Genomic DNA, 15,989 nt, shown 5'->3' with positions numbered 1-15,989 from the left:
TTTTTGTTGTTTGACTGATATCGACTCAGTTGGCAGAGTCGATGCTGTCGAGGTCGCCCTGAATCGCCGCAGCGTTCGGGTTAACCACCGGCGTCAGCTTGCCGCCGTTTGCCAGGAAGTCGTGATGCTGGAAGTACGCCGCGCGAACAAACTCATACGGATCGGACGAGTTGGTCAGCAGGCCGTCGGAATCCAGCAGCTGTGCACGGGTTTCGATGCCTTCAAGCGCCCATTTACCCGCGGTCATCCACCAGGTCAGGTAGTTAAGCGGGAAGTAAAGGTCGTCGACCACGCCGCCCACGTCTTCACGCGGGGTGAAGCTGCCGTAGCCCGGCAGCACCGCGTAGGTACCGTAACCCACACCGTAATGGCCCAGCGTGCTACCGAAGCGATGCGGCTCTTCCTTCGCCAGCTGCGGGTTAGCCATTGACGCAACGTCAATCAGGCCGCCTACACCCAGAATGGTATTCAGGAAGAAGCGGGTAAAGTGTTTCGCACCTTCCTGCACATTACCTTCAACCAGATAGTTCACCATCGTTGACGGCTCACTCAGGTTGTCAAAGAAGTTGCTCAGACCGTTACGCGCAGGCTGTGGTAGGTAGTCGCGCCACGCCACGGCAACCGGACGTAAAACATAGGGGTCCAGCACGTTCATGTTAAAGTTGAACATTGAACGGTTGAAGCCCTGAAGCGGGTCAGAACGCCCGCCTAATTGAGGATCAACCTGCTCGGGAGCCGGTGGATTTGACGCGTTGGCCGCTGTCGGCACCACCCCTGTTGACATCGTCTTTGCCGAAGGCGCAGTTGAAGCCGAAGAGGTTGGCGGCGTAGACGGCGTAACCAGTGATTTTGGTTTATCCGCACAGCCAACCAATAATAATGTGGCAACCGCCAGCCCAGTCAGGCGAAAGTCCATCATGTTCTCCCTGTTTATGCTTCGGCCCCTTTTTATGGGACCTGCTGATTAATCTCGATATTGACCTGCCCGCTGCCCGAGAAGTTGGTCAACGGACTGTCACCGTACCAGTCGCCCGATGCCGGTGTCGCCAGGCCAGTTTGTGAAATACGCACACGTACTTTCAGTTGATGCAACGAAGAAAGCAAGCGCTCCGGCATCATGGCATTGGTATCATCAACCGTGACAGAAAGCGGGAATCGGCTGAGAGGCAGTTTTTTAACTGCAACCGGAACCGGGCTGCTGCCGTCTGTCACCGAAATAAATACCGTACCCTGCTGAGGAAGCTGTTGCTGCGCACGCGGCGAAAGTGTAACCGCAACGCCGAGTTTAACCTTATCCATGCCTGATTTAGCTTTAGCCTGCTCAATGCTGGCTTTCACCATTTCAGTTCGCTTGTCGTCGGCAGGCAGAATTTTCAACATCACCTGCCATGCGCCGATCGCCTGCGGATAGTGCCCCTGTTCATATTCATTATATGCCAGCAGACTCAATACTTGCAGATTCCCCTGATTATGTTCGAGCATATCACGCAACATATTGCCGCCGTTGATATTATCTTGCGGATCGGTGGAACGCGTCAGAACATCAGCATAGCCCAGTTTAATGTCCATATCATTTGGAGAAAGTGCGTATGCGCGAGCAAATGCCTGCGTCGCGGTGCTGGCATTGTTAAGCGCCATGCCCACACGGCCCAGCATCAGCCAGTCTTTAGCGTTGTCCGGGTCATTCTGCAGGTCGGTACGCAGACCGAGACCGAGGTCCTGAATATCCATCATATTCAGTGGTTTGGCATTCTCGTCCGCGACGCGAGCGCGTAAGTCAGGCATTCTTTTCATGACCTGATTCCAGGCACTAACCTGACCTAGACCGCCTGCATACAGATAAAAACCAAGAGTGACGACGACCAGTAATATGACCCCCGGAGCCAGCGTCCAGCGTGGGATTGGTTTCCCCGCTTTGCTGGCCTGCCCCGGAATATCACTCAACAGATTTTCCTGGAGTTCCTGAACAAAGATAGGACGCTCAGGCGCGGCAACCACGCCCTGCTGTTCGTCTTCTTCCAGTTCGCTCAAGCGGTGATGATAGAAAGCCTTGTTCAGATCGTCGCGCGTGTTGGACAGAGAATCACGATCGCCTCGAATAACAGGCACAATAAACAACGCGACGCCCACCAGCAGCAGCGCAACAATGACCAGCCAAAAAACAATCATGATTCTTTCCTGTCCTTTTCACCGAGCAGCTGCGCCAAACGCAGTTTCTCTTGTGAAGACATCTGCTCTTCCGTTTGACGACGACGAGCGCGTAAAATAATGACCAGTGCGCCGACAATGACAAACAGCGCGGGTCCAACCCATAAAATCAGCGTAGACGGCGTGACCGGCGGTTCGTAGGTCACAAAGTTGCCGTAGCGCGCGACCATATAATCAACGATCTGCTTGCTCGACTGCCCTTGATTCAGCAGCTCGAGGACCTTTTTACGCATGTCAGCCGCGATGATGGAGTCAGACGCCGCAATGTTGGTGTTCTGACATTTCGGGCAACGCAGCTGCTCGGTCAATTCGCGATACTGCTGTTCCTGCTGTGGCGATTTGAACTGATAAGCATCGATGGCAGCAAAAACGCTAAAGCTCAGCATCAGACCAAAGATAAGTGAAATCAGTCTCATGCGTTGCCTCCGTATTTATTGTAAAGCGGACGTACTTCCTTCTGCCAGACCTGCTCGTTGAGATCACCGGCATGGCGATAACGCACGATGCCGTTACCGTCGATAAGGAAGGTTTCAGGGGCTCCGTACACACCGAGGTCAAGACCGAGCATGCCGTCGCCGTCGTACAGGCTCAGCGCATAAGGGTTACCCAGCGTATTCAGCCAGTTAATCGCCTTATTGCGGTCATCCTTGTAGTTAAGGCCAACCACGTGCACGCCTTTCGCCGCCAGCGTATTGAGATAATCATGCTCGGCACGACAGGTTGGACACCAGGTCGCCCAGACGTTCAGCAGAATCGGCTTACCGGTGTGGAACACTGACTGGTCGTAGGTTTTCCCCGGCTCGAACAGCGATTCCAGCTTGAACACCGGCACCGGTTTGCCGACCAACGCCGACTCAAGTAGAGTCGGGTCATCGCCGTGCGCGTTGCGGGTCAGCTGCACCAGAAACGCCGCGGCCAGCGCCAAAAACAGAAACAGGGGAATAAAGAGAATTTTACGATTCATGCTTCCTCCGCCGCTTCTTTACCCTGACGTTTCAGTTTCTTGGTCATTCTATAGCGCGGATCCAGGATACACAGGATGCCACCGACCGCCATAAAGATGCCGCCCAGCCAAATCCAGCGAACGAAAGGTTTATAGTACAGGCGTACCGCCCACGAGCCGTCGTCCAGCTCTTCGCCCAGCGCCGCATAAAGATCGCGCGCGAGATTACCGTCGATGGCCGCTTCGGTCATCATGCTGTGTGCCACGCTGTAGTAGCGTTTTTCGGCGTGCAGCACGGTCACGAATTTACCGTTACGGGTCACGTCGATATTGGCTTCACCGCCAGTGTAGTTGGAGCCTTTAATGTCGGTCAGGTTGCGGAATTCAAAATGGTAACCCTGAATGTCTACGGTATCACCCGACTTCATGCGCACGTCACGCTCGACGCTGTAGTTCTGGCTAAAGGCGATACCGATGACGGTAACGGCAACACCCAGGTGACCCAGCACCATGCCCCAGTGGCTGCGAGACAGATGCGTCAGGCCACGCCAGAAAGTGTGACGGTGGGTAGCGCGCTCGTGCAGCTCCATCAGCGTCAGCAGGATAACCCACACTGACATCAGCATACCGACCACGGTCATGCCAACGATTTTGTCCTGCAGCAACCACGGCAGCAGAATCGACAGCAGCAAGGTTACGACCAGCGCAACGCCCAGACGACGCCACAGCTTGCTTGGCTCGTCACGACGCCAGCGTACTAGCGGACCTATACCCAGCAGCAGCGCCATCGGTGCCATCAGCCAGGTGAACATGGTGTTAAAGAACGGTTCGCCGATGGAAATACTGCCCAGTCCCAGCTGCTTGTGAATCAACGGCAGCAGCGTACCCAGCAACACAACCAGCATCGCAGCAATCAGCAGGACGTTATTTCCCAGCAGGAAGCTTTCACGTGAAAACGGCTCGTGACGGCTTGGTGCACGCACCGCGCTGCCTTTGATTGCGTACAGCAACAGCGAGCTGCCGATGACAATCACCAGATAGGCCAGGATAAACATACCGCGCGCCGGGTCAGAGGCGAAGGAGTGCACTGAGACCAGCACGCCGGAACGCACCAGGAAGGTCCCCAGCAGGCAGAGCGAGAAACAAGTAATCGACAGCAGTACGGTCCAGGCCTTGAAGGTGCCGCGTTTTTCGGTCACCGCCAATGAGTGGATAAGCGCGGTACCGGCCAGCCAAGGCATAAATGAGGCATTCTCTACCGGGTCCCAGAACCACCAGCCGCCCCAGCCAAGTTCATAGTAGGCCCAGGCAGAACCCAGCACGATACCGACGGTCAGGAACACCCATGCGGCCTGCGTCCACGGACGCGACCAGCGCGCCCAGGCGGTATCCAGACGGCCTGCCATCAGCGAGGCAATCGCAAAGGCAAAGGCGACGGAGAATCCAACGTAGCCCATGTACAGAATCGGTGGATGGAAAATCAGGCCAATATCCTGCAACACCGGGTTGAGGTCGCTGCCGTCAATCGGGAAGTTCGGCAGAGTACGCAGGAACGGGTTGGAGGTCAGCAGAATGAACAGCAGGAAGCCGGTGGTAATAAGGCCCATGACAGCCAGCACGCGCGCTACGGCGTCGTTCGGCATGCGGCGGCTAAACAGCGCAACCGCAGTAGTCCAACAGCTCAGCAGGAGCACCCAGAGTAGCAGGGAGCCTTCGTGCGCGCCCCAGGTCGCCGCCATACGGTAATAAACCGGCAGGTGGGTGTTGGAGTTGTTCGCAACGTAGGCGACCGAGAAGTCGTTCACCACGAACGCGTGGACCAGAATGATAAAGGCTAACAGGATACAACCGAACATGCCGTAAGACAGTGGACGGGCCATTGCCATCATCCGCTCGTCCTGACGCGATGCGCCCCACTGGGGATAAATGCTCAATAACGTTGACAGGCCCAGCGCCAGACAAAGAGCAAAAGTACCAATTTCAGGGATCATGACTGGCCATTTCCTTTAGCAGGAGCAACATATGCCGAGGCTGGCCCCGTATGATTATCTTTCATTGCGTCTTCAACTTCCGGTGGGACATATTTTTCATCATGCTTGGCCAGAACCTGCTTCGCCATGACGACATTATTAGGCTCCATCACTCCCTGGGCCACTACGCCCTGCCCTTCCCGGAACAGGTCTGGCAAGATGCCAAAGTAGGTCACCGCGATAGCGCCGCGCGCATCGTAGATTTTAAAGTGCACTTCAAGGGTCTTGTCATCACGCTTGACTGAACCCGGCATTACCATGCCGCCGATACGTAGACGCTGACCGACAAACGGCAATTCATGATCCTTGCCTTTGCCCTGCAAAATTTCACTTGGTGTATAAAATAAATCAATATTGGAACGCAACGCATAAAGCACCAGGCTGGTTGCGAGCCCTAATCCAACCAGGACTATCAACGCAAGGTACATGCGATTTTTACGACGAGGATTCACGATAACTTCTCCCGGGTGGAGTCCGGCGACCCTGGTGCTGCACGCTTGCTATTATTATGCGCGGCACTGGCCTGTTTTTTCGATTGACGGATCCGCTGTTCGCGGGACTGGCGGCGGCGTATTTCAGCCAGCAGCTGGCGACGATGCCAGACGGTATGAATAATGATGCCAAATAAAGAAACCAGGGTGACGATGACCGACAGCCACACGTAAAACGCGTAGCCTCCCATCGCAAAGAATTCCTGCCAGGTTGGGAATGCAGCGTTCATCAACGGCGCTCCTTATTGACCAACGTGGCAACCCAAGGACGCAGACGCTCCTGGTTGATAATAAGATTGCGCAGGCGCATCAGGGTCAGCGTAATAAAGAAGAACAGATAGCCAAATACCGACCAGAACAGCGGATAACGCATGCTTGGGTCGATGGTTCTGCCAAAGTCGCTCGAGCCCTGATGAAGGGTGTTCCACCACTGCACGGAATAGTGAATGATTGGGATATTCACCACGCCGACCAGCACCAGAATACCGGCGGCACGGCCCGCAGTGCGGCGGTCCTCGAAGGAGTTGTATAACGCAATCACGCCAAGATAGAGGAAAAGGAGCACCAGCTCGGAGGTCAGACGCGCGTCCCACACCCACCAGGTTCCCCACATCGGTTTACCCCAGGCAGAGCCGGTCACTAGCGCGATAAAAGTAAAGACAGCGCCGACCGGTGCCATCGCGGCCATCGCTAGTTCAGACATTTTCATCTGCCAGACCAGGCCGATAAAGGCAGCGATCGCCATCGAGCTGTAGATCCCCATAGACCAGATAGCCGCAGGCACATGAATGTACATGATCCGGTAGCTATTGCCTTGTTGGTAATCAGGAGGTGCGTAACCGAAGCCCCATACCCAGCCGATAAGAAGGCAGGCAATACCCGCAATGGCCAGCCAGGGAATAAAACGGCCGCAGACGTGGTAAAGCCGCTCAGGCCTTGCGAGTTGATGTAACCATTTCCACATTATTTGTCGTTGCTCACGTTAAAATTACACTGTGTTAAATGCCGTAAACCATTATCTGGAAAACTGTTGGCAGTAAGGGCTATTTTTGGACACCTTCTGCTCTTTTAGGCACGACGCCTATTGTTCCCTATCGAGAAGTGTGATGTTAGTCAAAGGTTGCGTTTTTTCAGGCGTATTGTAACCACAAGTAAACTCATTACTCTATTTATGGGTATTTTGAAATAAAATGACCGCAAATAACGCGACGTGATAATCACATTTGCCGATTAGTGCACGCTCACACGCAGCGCCGCCGAGGTAGCAAAGGGGGCCAGCGTGATGCTTCCCGCTAGCATGGCACCCAGAATGGCCAGATAGCCACCGATAGGCATCGCCATCGAGGCGGCATCAATCGCACCGGTAGAAAAAATCAGCACCGGAATATACAGCGGCAGCACCAGCAGACTCAACAATACCCCGCCCTTTCGTAATCCAACGGTCAGTGCGACGCCGATTGCGCCGATAAAGCTCAGCGTGGGCGTGCCCAACAACAGCGTCAGCGCGACCGCTTCCCAGGTTTTAAAGTCCAGCGACAGCAGCAGGGCTATCAGCGGAGAAATGATTAACAGCGGCAGCCCGGTCACCATCCAGTGAGCGCACACTTTGCCGATAACCGTGAGGGTAAGCGGCGCGGGCAATAGCATCAGCTGTTCGAGCGAGCCGTCAAGATAGTCGTCGCGGAACAGACGTTCGAGCGAAAGCAGTGAAGACAGCAGCGCCGCGACCCAGACAATACCCGGTGCAATGCGCGCCAGCAGCTTCGGCTCCGGCCCAATTCCCAATGGAAACAAGGTAATCACAATCAGGAAAAACCACAGCGGGTTTATAATCTCGGCACTTTTACGAAAAGCGATTTTCAATTCACGGCGTAAAACTTTAATAAACATTAGGCTAGCTCTGCACTGGTCAGACGAATTTTACGCACCGCACGCGTGACGCCCGGTAAATCCTGATGCGTGGTCAATAACACCATGCCGCCGTTTTGGGCGTGGCGCTCAAAAAGTTCGATAAGCGTGGAGACGCCCTGTTTGTCGATGGCGGTTAAGGGTTCATCCAGGATCCACAGCGGCGCGCGGCTAATCCACAGCCTGGCAAGGGCAACACGGCGCTGCTGACCGGCAGAAAGTTGCGCGACAGCCACGTCTTCGTATCCCAACAGGCCCACCTGCTCCAGCGCGTGAAATATCTCGTCCTGCGCGTCATTCCCACTTTCGGTCTGATAGAACGACAGATTCTCATAAGCGGTAAGTACAGACTTGATCCCCGGATAGTGGCCGAGAAACAGTAAATGCTGATGAAAAAGCTCACGCTGGCGGCGGGTGTTTTGGCCCTGCCAGTGCACTTCGCCTTCATCTGGGGAGGACAGACCGGCCAAAATACGCAGTAAACTGGTTTTACCGGCTCCGTTCTGGCCTTCAATCTGGACTATCTCGCCCGGCTGGATGGTGAAACTTAAGCCGCTAAACAGGGTTCGCTCATCGCGAACGCAACTGAGGTTAAGCGCTTCAAACATGGGGCGAGTCTCTTATCTTTCGGGAATGGGCATAATATCATAAGCCTTACAAACCCTGTAGGCTCTCGCTGCGCAGTTTACCGCTAACTAACTTCTAATTTACAGAAAAAACACAGCCTTTAGCATCGAATAACAAGTTCTTAATGCTCTGTTATTTTTAGATTTCTCACCCTCAAACCGAGTGGCGGATTAAAAAATAATCTATCCTTGTTGAATGATACAAAATGTAACCACGCTTTTTATACCCATTCCGGCGTTATTTGCCTGTGTACTTTCACCAAGGGGATAAGCGATGAATCCAACTCGTTCAGCAAAAGACAATCTTAAGAATGGCCCTGACGTTGACAGCGAGGAGCGCGAGGACGGCAGCGAGATTGAGGTCGATGAAGAGAATCTCCCCTCACGAGCCGCCGCGGTGCACGAGCAGATCCGCATGGAGGGTGAGAAAGAGCTGGAGCGCGATGGGCTCGCACTGATGTGGTCGGCGATTGCCGCAGGCTTATCGATCAGCGCTTCGCTGGTCACCAAAGGCATTCTGCATGAACAGCTTGCAGACACGCCGGCACGGTTTTTCCTTGAGAACCTGGGCTATACCGTCGGATTTATTATCGTCATCATGGCTCGCCAGCAGCTTTTTACCGAGAACACCGTAACCGCGGTGCTGCCTGTGATGCATAAACCCACGTTCAAGAACTTCGGCATTCTGTTTCGGCTTTGGGGCGTGGTCCTGGCCGGTAACCTTATCGGCGCAGCCTGCGCGTCTCTGGCATTTGTTTCACTGCCGCTGTTTGAACCGTCTATTTTGCAGGCCTTTCATACTATAAGTATGGAGGTGATGGAAAAAAGTCCGACCCAAATGTTTGTTGGCGGCGTGGTGTCTGGTTGGCTAATTGCGACCATGGTGTGGATGCTGCCGAGCGCCGGTGCGGCGAAGATTTGGGTCATTCTGCTAATGACCTACCTGGTGGCGATTGGCAACCTGACTCATATCGTGGTCGGCTCCGTCGAGGTACTGTATCTGGTGTGGTCTGGTGCAGAACCCTGGTACCGCTTCCTGTGGCCCTTCGCCCTGCCGACGCTCGCCGGCAACATCATTGGCGGTACCTTTATCTTTGCGCTGATCAGCCACGCACAGATTAGGAACGATTTAAGCAACCAACGCCGCAAGTCCAAAAATCGGCAAAAAGAACGCCCAAAATCCGTAAAATGATGAAGTAATGAGCAAACGGACCTGCAAAGCCTTATTTTTAGGATGAAAATGGGTATACTGTGCGCGCTGCCGCTCAAGCAGCTGTGTCTCCTTAGTTAAACGGATATAACAAGCCCCTCCTAAGGGCTAGTTACAGGTTCGATTCCTGTAGGGGACACCATTAACACGTTTGCCTAGGTTCACTAAACTCCGTAAATCTCCCAGAAAATCAGCCACATGAAGACTGTAATCGCTAAACTTACGGCTGCCATTACAGCGCCTGCCAGTGGAATACCACGTACGCTAAAACTAAGATCTAATACTGTTCCGCCCACCTAGGCCATTACCCAGATTAAATGCTGATACGTTGACTGAACGAGCCTGAGTAAGTCATTGTTACCCAGTTTAGTGGCTCCGCATTTCCCTCACTCAGCGTCATCCGAAAAGCGATCGGCTCGATATTCTTTATGATTTACCCTGCTACGTTTTCTCCTCCACACTTCGTGAAGTAATTCTGTAATTCGTTTTGCTGAGATGGGCTGTTAATCAGTGCAGGATCGGACGCTCCTTTCAATACACCGAACGCGGGGATGACCCATCGGGTCTTGAGTAAAACATGGATATAGAAACGACCGAAACCGACATAGCCGCCGAAGGAATTTTTACCGTTTACCTCGCCGCAGACATACCCACTTACTCCGTCAGAAGGCTGAACGCTGTCTTTGTGAAAGATGACATTGCGGAAATTCGCGCTCGCAGGATCCTTCAACTGTTGCGCGATAGCCTCTTTGCCATAGTCGATCACTTTGCTGTCGCTCGGATTACACCCTGAAAGCAATAACGCACCCAATGTTGCCAGAGCAAACTTTCTCATTCCTCGATCCTCTTATGAAATTGGCTCACAAAACGCTATCGGTCAGCGTATTATCGAACATTTCGCTGCAAACGTAATCACAACCAGAATTCTTCTATCGGAAATAATAATCAGATGCGTCTTTTAGCTCTTCTTGCTCTAACGTCATTGCTGACGCTTAACCCGGCAATCGCAAAACAACACACACGTGCGGCAGTTCAAGATGATGAACTCATCGAACAGGGAGATTACACCAACTCTGATGGGCAAGAGGTCCACCGCCCGGCGCACAGTAAATCAGATAAAATTCCAGACGGTGCCTCAGCAAAATGTCGCGATGGTACTTACAGCTTCAGCACTCATCATCGGGGGACTTGCTCCAGACACGGCGGTGTGTCCGAATGGCTGGGATAATTATTCCCTTCAGAGTGAAATAAAGCCCCCTCTATATTTAAAAGACATAAAGAAAAAAGCCCGCGATAAGCGGGCGAGATTTGCGAACATAACTGGCTGTCTATTGGCAACACCTATACTGTGCCTATGACTAGCTTAGAATATTGAAAATAATCTGCCAGTTAAGGACGTTGCCTCAGTAAATTACTTGTTCGAAGTGGCCTCAGGATCGAGGTATCGACGGCTTTTTCGGCTTCCTGCAGGCTGTAGTAAATCTGCATTTTCATCCAGCTCTCGGGCGTACTGCCAAGAACAACAGAGAGCTTAATCGCCAGCTCCGGGGAAAGATTCCTTTCTTTGGCAAGCAGGCGAGAAATAGCGGAGGGTGCAATGTCCATTGCACGAGCAAGCTCTCTGACACCAATATCTAGTTCGCCCATCGCGGCGGCAACAATTTCACCAGGGTGGGAGTAACGGACTTGAACATAATCCCTCTCCATCTTATTCATAACCTCTTTATAAACTTTGTCTTAATACCACTCAGTCGGGGCCAATAGCCAAACTGCGTTCCTGTCTTATAAATTGAAAACACATCTTCGCCTCTGTGCGTTAATGCACTCTCCTCTCGTAGGATGGACTCTGAGTTTCCCGGCGCAGAGTTTCGGCCACCGAGGCGATAAAGGCCTGAATGCAAGTGAAGGCATATTCGAATTCACTGACGTCGAAATACTCGGCCGGTAACAGCTCTTCTGAAATCATTAACCGCTGCCGGCATTCTGCTATTTGAGCCAAATGAGCAAACGGCCATTGGGGCGGGTTTCGCAGAATGGCACCAAAATAAAGCCGCACGAAATCTCTTTCATAAAAGGTCTGACTTTCGAGAACACGATGTACGGCGCGATGCCAGAGAGTCTCGAGGGTAATAAAGTCTTTAAGAGGAGAGAGCATCAGCGAGGTCCGTACGCCCAGAAGCGCTTCCTCAAGAGCCTTATCCCACTCGCTCCCAAGACGTTGACGGCGCAGGCGTATCGCATGGGGCTGGCTGTTAAGTAACGCGCGAGCACCATACATAAGAAATGATTCCGTTATCTCAAGCAGCCGACTGTAAAGCAGACGATAAGTCTTTATCGTCTGCGGCACGTTAAGCAGCTGGTGCAGAGTGATAAGCTGAGCCTGTATCTCCTGGTGGCGTAACTCACTCGCTCTAAGAGACACCGCTAACCAGGCTCGCTCTTTGTCTTCTTCTTCGTAAAGCTGCGCCAAAAAAGACATGTCATTGCCCTCCTCTCGCTGCGTGATAGGTGATGAACCTGTTCAATGAATAACGAGTGAAAATCATTCTAACTTCAAAGTATTAATCAAAAATATTGATTATAAAAAGGCGCTCCTCCAATCTCACCACACGAGGGAGTCAGGAGGAGCCAACACAGACAATTACATTTGTTATTATTTTATTTACTTAATTATGCGTAGCCACACGAAAAAACCAGGGATCCTTCTCTTACAAAAACTTCTTGCCAACTGGATATAATGATTACTTACGTAACTAATCAAACACGGTTGATCAATGATTATTGTTAAGATTAATTATTGTATTCAGTCACGTCGTCGTAAGCAGAGTCCCGCATGCATCATAGAGTTATCTTCTTTACTTAGCCTGTTAAGCGTTAAAAAATACTTTCATTTTCTTTAGCCTCTTCAAGAAGCTGTATCGCAAGCAGCATGGTCTGTTTTGAATTACTTTTCTGATTCTTCATGAACTTTAATTCATCACGGAGCCTTTCTGCGATCATCGTTTTATTTGATTCCACACCATTCATCGCAAAAGAAAGCGCGATCTCTCCGATAATCTGACATGCTTCGCCATAATGAATGTTTCCTTTATTATTATTCATTTTTCCTCCAGAAAATATCACCAATTTCCTTAGATTATCCGCTTATGGAAACCATTAAAAAGCCTCAAAGACTAAATCTACTTTTTCAATAATCTCCACCCCAGAAGACCGTTCATTTAAATTATTACTGGCGCCCTCTTGCAACAACGGGTTCCTACACACCTTGTAGTTATTATCATCATCAACATCGATGAGGTAAAACTTCGCACCTATCGAGATTAGGGTATCAACAATCGCATTAACCTCATCAGGATTGGAATTTATTTTCTTTAATATCGCAATGCTTTTGGAACTATTGAAATTTGAAAGAGACAGACCTATTTCAAATAACCTTGCTAACGTATTTTCGGTGGTAATAATCATAATTTCGTCACCTCATACATGACAACGCCCCTGGCATCGAATTACAGCTCAAAAATGGACATCAACTTAACCGTAATTTAATGCTATCTAAGTCACTGATATTGATCAAGTTTTTTAATTATGATTTAGCTAACTCATTGATAATTATCGTTTTTATGATTATAAATTTATCTTATTAAGCTGCCAGCAGGTCATAGAGGCTTTCTGTTCCATTTTTGCAACTTATACACACAACTTATACTGTACAACATTTTCCCACCCCAACAGGACGGCTAATTAATGACTCTCGTACCACTAAAGTAGTACTAAAATCCCTACGATAAAAACAAACTCTACCATTTGTTGGATGATACAAAAAAAATATACAAAAACTGCATCTTAAAGATAAGAAAAAAAGTTTCAATCACTTTTAAATCAAATTGAATGACATTTATCATTAAATAATTGCATTAAAAACCGCCTGTTTTTTTATAAACAACCAAAAAAATAATTTTAACTTATTGATTTTTAATGATTAAAATAATATTGCATCTAAGGCTTCATCAGAAATGCAGGACAAAGAACAGACTAAAAATGAGGGGGAGTTACATTAAATCAATTAAAATCAACAATTTAAAAAAACAAAATCTAGAACGCATCATTTTCTTCAAGTTTCCCTAAGCGGTAATTTTTTTTACTGGAGTTTATAGGGATAATAGTTTATTTATTAAAAAGTGGATTGATGTTTCCACAGACAAACTTTGGACGTACTTCATCCTGCCCTTTCCGGGCAGGATGTTTTTTTGTGCAGGGAAGTATTTTTTATCACGAGGAAAATTTATGAAAAATGACCCCCTAAAAGATAAAGCAGAATGCCCATTCTGTCATAGTTTACTCACTAAAAGTGCCACTCAATGTATCCACTGTGGGGCTGAAATGATCGACGGATATATTAATTCCAAACAACGACAAAAAATGTTAAGGCTGCGCATCGTTCTGCTCGCCGCTTCTTACACTGCACTGTATTTCTTATATCAGTCAGAAGTCAGTAGTTTATTACTTGTTGTTTTTTATTTATTCCTCTCCATTGGATCATGGATTTTACCCTTCACTTACTTCAAGTTTATCAATAGGAAAAACAGCGTCTGGAAACGAAAGCCTTTCCCATGGTAAATGTGTTATTTATCAGTTTTACTTATCATTTAAACTCTATTTTAACTTAGCCATCGAGTAGGCTTTAAAGAGCACCAACGTGCCTTTTAGTTTTAAAGGATAATTCTTATTGTGATTTTAAAATGATAAAGCCCTGGATTTCTTTTTAAAATACATCAAAAAAAATGAACCATTAGACAAGGTGTCATTTCACCGTTTCACGGTTTCTTGTGCTTCCTCTTTCCGGCTGGTCCCGATGGTGGTCCAGCCTTGTCAGGCAAAAGACATTTGAGTGTTCCAACCTTGCTCAACGATGAGCCACCCTATGCCCTCGCGCAGGGATCATCTTCGATTCAAATCATAAGCGCATGACGATGAGAAAATAAACGGAGGGGGGTGCCATCTTTGATGCGCTGATGCCAGGGACGATAGTGATGTGCCGCTGTCGCTCAACGAGAAATTCAGAGTAAGTTGAGGGGTTGGTAGGATTCGGGTTCGGAGGGAAACTAGAAAAACAACGCTCTATTAAACATATTGCAAGCCAATGAGGCTTTGAGATAAGACGAACCATGCAGCAAAATTGTTACGCATAATAGAGCGGTGAATGAATAATACAGGCAGGAGGAAACGCTAATCGTGAGTGATTATTTTTTAAGCCGCTTTCCGATTTCAGCAGCGGCTCTTACAATCACACGGCGGACAGCGGGGCGTACATCAATATCTGTATCGGAATTCTCAACTTCTTCATGAACCCATCCAGAATAACCATCTTCAATAAAATAATGTGCGCTTGCATACTGGTGTGATTCCATTCCATTTTTGAAGGTTCTTACATCAACCCCAAGTTTATCCTTAAGTTCAAAAGCTTCTGCGTCGCTTTCTAATGGGTTCCACCCATTGCCGATAACAAATCCATTCGTCTGCGAAAAAGCTAATCCAGCGAATTTCAGCAACTCGTGATTGTCCATATTTTACTCTCAATAGTTGTACGTTTTTTGTCAGGCAGGAATATATTCTAGCACTTTCGACCTTATTTTTCTTGATTATATTTCCTAACACATATAATTCCGCCATTGAATACGGGGGTTATATACGTCATAAAACCAGCAAAATTATCAAGTTATAATTGCTAACAGTTCTGGTGTTTTAGGGAAAAGACGAAAAAATATTATCGCTAAACTTTCGGGGAATAATCTTGATCTCGATCATTATTACTTAAAAAACATTAAAAAATGACATAGGAATAACTTTAGACTTATCTGACACTTAGAGGAAAATCATCTCTAAATGATGCATATTATTTCAGAGTGTGTGACCCAGCAGGAAGCGAGTGGCAGCCCTTGTTATCCGCATGTTTTTACGTTCGCGGGGGCACCAAGTTTAAGGGAGATATATTTATTCAGTTAATATTATGATCGCAACATAAAACTCGATTAAATAATAACCACAAAAATAACCTCTGTTAATGTTCTCACCTTAGAGCACGGGCAACACATTCTGTTTACCTAAGCTCTAGATTTTTAGTAAGATAAAATTTAGTGATTAATATTCACTTATTTTGCGATGCTCTATTCTTCCGCCATCAGGCAAAATAAAAGATAACAACCTACGAATTATATACAATACGGCAACATTTAATGAATAATAATTTAACAAACAAAACAATCACTTGTCCTTTTTGCAGTAACGTTCTTCTTGACGATCCCGACCATTGCAAACGCTGCGGGGCAGAGATGAAGAAAGGTTATATCGACCGTTCCCAAAGACGCTGGGTATTTATACTGCGACTTATACTTTTAATTATTTCTTCACTGACTTTCTTTTATTTGCAGCCTGTTCACGTGGGAATTGGGCTGATTGGAATATATGCAGCATTAATAATACTCTCGCTAATTATTCCATTTGCATTTTTCAAGCTGAAAAATAAAAATAAAAACGTCTGGATTAGAAGGCCTCTTTCCTGGTAACAGTTTTGCG

The 15,989-nt window shown here is 48.7% G+C and carries 20 protein-coding genes and 1 tRNA gene; 5 read left to right on the top strand and 16 right to left on the bottom strand.

Annotated elements, in window-relative coordinates:
* Positions 1-25: 25 nt before the first annotated feature.
* The 10 genes from mlaA to ccmA form a co-directional block, all read right to left on the bottom strand.
* Positions 26-916, bottom strand: a complete 891-nt coding sequence (mlaA, locus tag O1V65_RS01965; protein WP_017490307.1) for a phospholipid-binding lipoprotein MlaA — start codon at positions 914-916, stop codon at positions 26-28.
* Between the two features lie 32 nt (positions 917-948).
* A complete protein-coding gene (gene ccmI, locus O1V65_RS01960) occupies positions 949-2,169 on the bottom strand; it encodes a c-type cytochrome biogenesis protein CcmI (RefSeq protein ID WP_017490308.1) in 1,221 nt (406 codons plus the stop codon).
* Positions 2,166-2,624 carry a cytochrome c-type biogenesis protein gene (locus O1V65_RS01955; RefSeq protein WP_017490309.1) on the bottom strand — a complete coding sequence of 153 codons (459 nt, stop codon included), beginning with the start codon at positions 2,622-2,624 and terminating at the stop codon, positions 2,166-2,168. The genes ccmI and O1V65_RS01955 overlap by 4 nt, the downstream gene beginning before the upstream one ends.
* On the bottom strand, positions 2,621-3,172 hold the full coding sequence (locus O1V65_RS01950) for a DsbE family thiol:disulfide interchange protein (RefSeq protein ID WP_017490310.1): 552 nt from the start codon (positions 3,170-3,172) through the stop codon (positions 2,621-2,623). The genes O1V65_RS01955 and O1V65_RS01950 overlap by 4 nt, the downstream gene beginning before the upstream one ends.
* Positions 3,169-5,142 carry a heme lyase CcmF/NrfE family subunit gene (locus O1V65_RS01945; RefSeq protein ID WP_017490311.1) on the bottom strand — a complete coding sequence of 658 codons (1,974 nt, stop codon included), beginning with the start codon at positions 5,140-5,142 and terminating at the stop codon, positions 3,169-3,171. Before O1V65_RS01945 ends, O1V65_RS01950 begins: the two co-directional genes overlap by 4 nt.
* On the bottom strand, positions 5,139-5,633 hold the full coding sequence (gene ccmE / locus O1V65_RS01940) for a cytochrome c maturation protein CcmE (RefSeq protein ID WP_017490312.1): 495 nt from the start codon (positions 5,631-5,633) through the stop codon (positions 5,139-5,141). Before ccmE ends, O1V65_RS01945 begins: the two co-directional genes overlap by 4 nt.
* Positions 5,630-5,902: a heme exporter protein CcmD gene (gene ccmD / locus O1V65_RS01935; protein WP_269130116.1), complete on the bottom strand. Its 273-nt coding sequence runs from the start codon at positions 5,900-5,902 to the stop codon at positions 5,630-5,632. The genes ccmE and ccmD overlap by 4 nt, the downstream gene beginning before the upstream one ends.
* Positions 5,902-6,636 carry a heme ABC transporter permease gene (locus tag O1V65_RS01930; RefSeq protein WP_017490314.1) on the bottom strand — a complete coding sequence of 245 codons (735 nt, stop codon included), beginning with the start codon at positions 6,634-6,636 and terminating at the stop codon, positions 5,902-5,904. The genes ccmD and O1V65_RS01930 overlap by 1 nt, the downstream gene beginning before the upstream one ends.
* 266 nt (positions 6,637-6,902) lie before the next feature.
* Positions 6,903-7,562, bottom strand: coding sequence for a heme exporter protein CcmB (gene ccmB / locus O1V65_RS01925; protein WP_084912902.1), 660 nt, complete (start codon positions 7,560-7,562; stop codon positions 6,903-6,905).
* Complete coding sequence (gene ccmA / locus O1V65_RS01920; protein ID WP_017494290.1) at positions 7,562-8,188, bottom strand: cytochrome c biogenesis heme-transporting ATPase CcmA; 627 nt, start codon at positions 8,186-8,188, stop codon at positions 7,562-7,564. Before ccmA ends, ccmB begins: the two co-directional genes overlap by 1 nt.
* 292 nt (positions 8,189-8,480) lie before the next feature.
* On the opposite strand from ccmA, the gene O1V65_RS01915 reads away from it, so the two are divergent.
* Both O1V65_RS01915 and O1V65_RS01910 read left to right on the top strand, forming a co-directional pair.
* Positions 8,481-9,398: a formate/nitrite transporter family protein gene (locus tag O1V65_RS01915; RefSeq protein ID WP_017494291.1), complete on the top strand. Its 918-nt coding sequence runs from the start codon at positions 8,481-8,483 to the stop codon at positions 9,396-9,398.
* Between the two features lie 85 nt (positions 9,399-9,483).
* Positions 9,484-9,558 (top strand) — tRNA-Arg (locus O1V65_RS01910).
* A 291-nt stretch (positions 9,559-9,849) separates the two neighbouring features.
* Here the strand turns inward: O1V65_RS01910 and O1V65_RS01905 are convergent.
* Complete coding sequence (locus O1V65_RS01905) at positions 9,850-10,251, bottom strand: hypothetical protein (RefSeq protein ID WP_017494292.1); 402 nt, start codon at positions 10,249-10,251, stop codon at positions 9,850-9,852.
* Positions 10,252-10,365: 114 nt separating this feature from the next.
* Here O1V65_RS01905 and O1V65_RS01900 point away from each other — a divergent pair, with 114 nt between their 5' ends.
* A complete protein-coding gene (locus tag O1V65_RS01900) occupies positions 10,366-10,644 on the top strand; it encodes a DUF3761 domain-containing protein (protein ID WP_081601488.1) in 279 nt (92 codons plus the stop codon).
* A gap of 161 nt (positions 10,645-10,805) precedes the next feature.
* Here O1V65_RS01900 and O1V65_RS01895 read toward each other — a convergent pair whose 3' ends face one another.
* The 4 genes from O1V65_RS01895 to O1V65_RS01880 form a co-directional block, all read right to left on the bottom strand.
* Positions 10,806-11,132 carry a HigA family addiction module antitoxin gene (locus tag O1V65_RS01895; RefSeq protein ID WP_017494294.1) on the bottom strand — a complete coding sequence of 109 codons (327 nt, stop codon included), beginning with the start codon at positions 11,130-11,132 and terminating at the stop codon, positions 10,806-10,808.
* 100 nt (positions 11,133-11,232) lie between these two features.
* Positions 11,233-11,895 (bottom strand): hypothetical protein, encoded by a 663-nt coding sequence (locus O1V65_RS01890; RefSeq protein WP_017494295.1) that lies wholly within the window; start codon positions 11,893-11,895, stop codon positions 11,233-11,235.
* Between the two features lie 395 nt (positions 11,896-12,290).
* Complete coding sequence (locus O1V65_RS01885; protein WP_017494296.1) at positions 12,291-12,518, bottom strand: DUF2767 family protein; 228 nt, start codon at positions 12,516-12,518, stop codon at positions 12,291-12,293.
* A 54-nt stretch (positions 12,519-12,572) separates the two neighbouring features.
* Entirely contained in the window at positions 12,573-12,881 is a 309-nt protein-coding gene (locus O1V65_RS01880) for a 2,5-dihydroxypyridine 5,6-dioxygenase NicX family protein (RefSeq protein WP_269130115.1), read from the bottom strand.
* 819 nt (positions 12,882-13,700) lie between these two features.
* Here O1V65_RS01880 and O1V65_RS01875 point away from each other — a divergent pair.
* On the top strand, positions 13,701-14,033 hold the full coding sequence (locus O1V65_RS01875) for a hypothetical protein (protein ID WP_017494494.1): 333 nt from the start codon (positions 13,701-13,703) through the stop codon (positions 14,031-14,033).
* 623 nt (positions 14,034-14,656) lie between these two features.
* On the opposite strand, the gene O1V65_RS01870 is transcribed toward O1V65_RS01875, so the two are convergent.
* Positions 14,657-14,980, bottom strand: coding sequence for a hypothetical protein (locus O1V65_RS01870; RefSeq protein ID WP_017494493.1), 324 nt, complete (start codon positions 14,978-14,980; stop codon positions 14,657-14,659).
* A 669-nt stretch (positions 14,981-15,649) separates the two neighbouring features.
* On the opposite strand from O1V65_RS01870, the gene O1V65_RS01865 reads away from it, so the two are divergent.
* On the top strand, positions 15,650-15,979 hold the full coding sequence (locus O1V65_RS01865; RefSeq protein WP_157388814.1) for a hypothetical protein: 330 nt from the start codon (positions 15,650-15,652) through the stop codon (positions 15,977-15,979).
* Positions 15,980-15,989: the final 10 nt, after the last annotated feature.

The organism is Rouxiella badensis, from assembly GCF_026967515.2.
GTDB lineage: Bacteria > Pseudomonadota > Gammaproteobacteria > Enterobacterales > Enterobacteriaceae > Rouxiella > Rouxiella badensis.
This window is presented reverse-complemented; position numbering and strand designations above follow the sequence as displayed.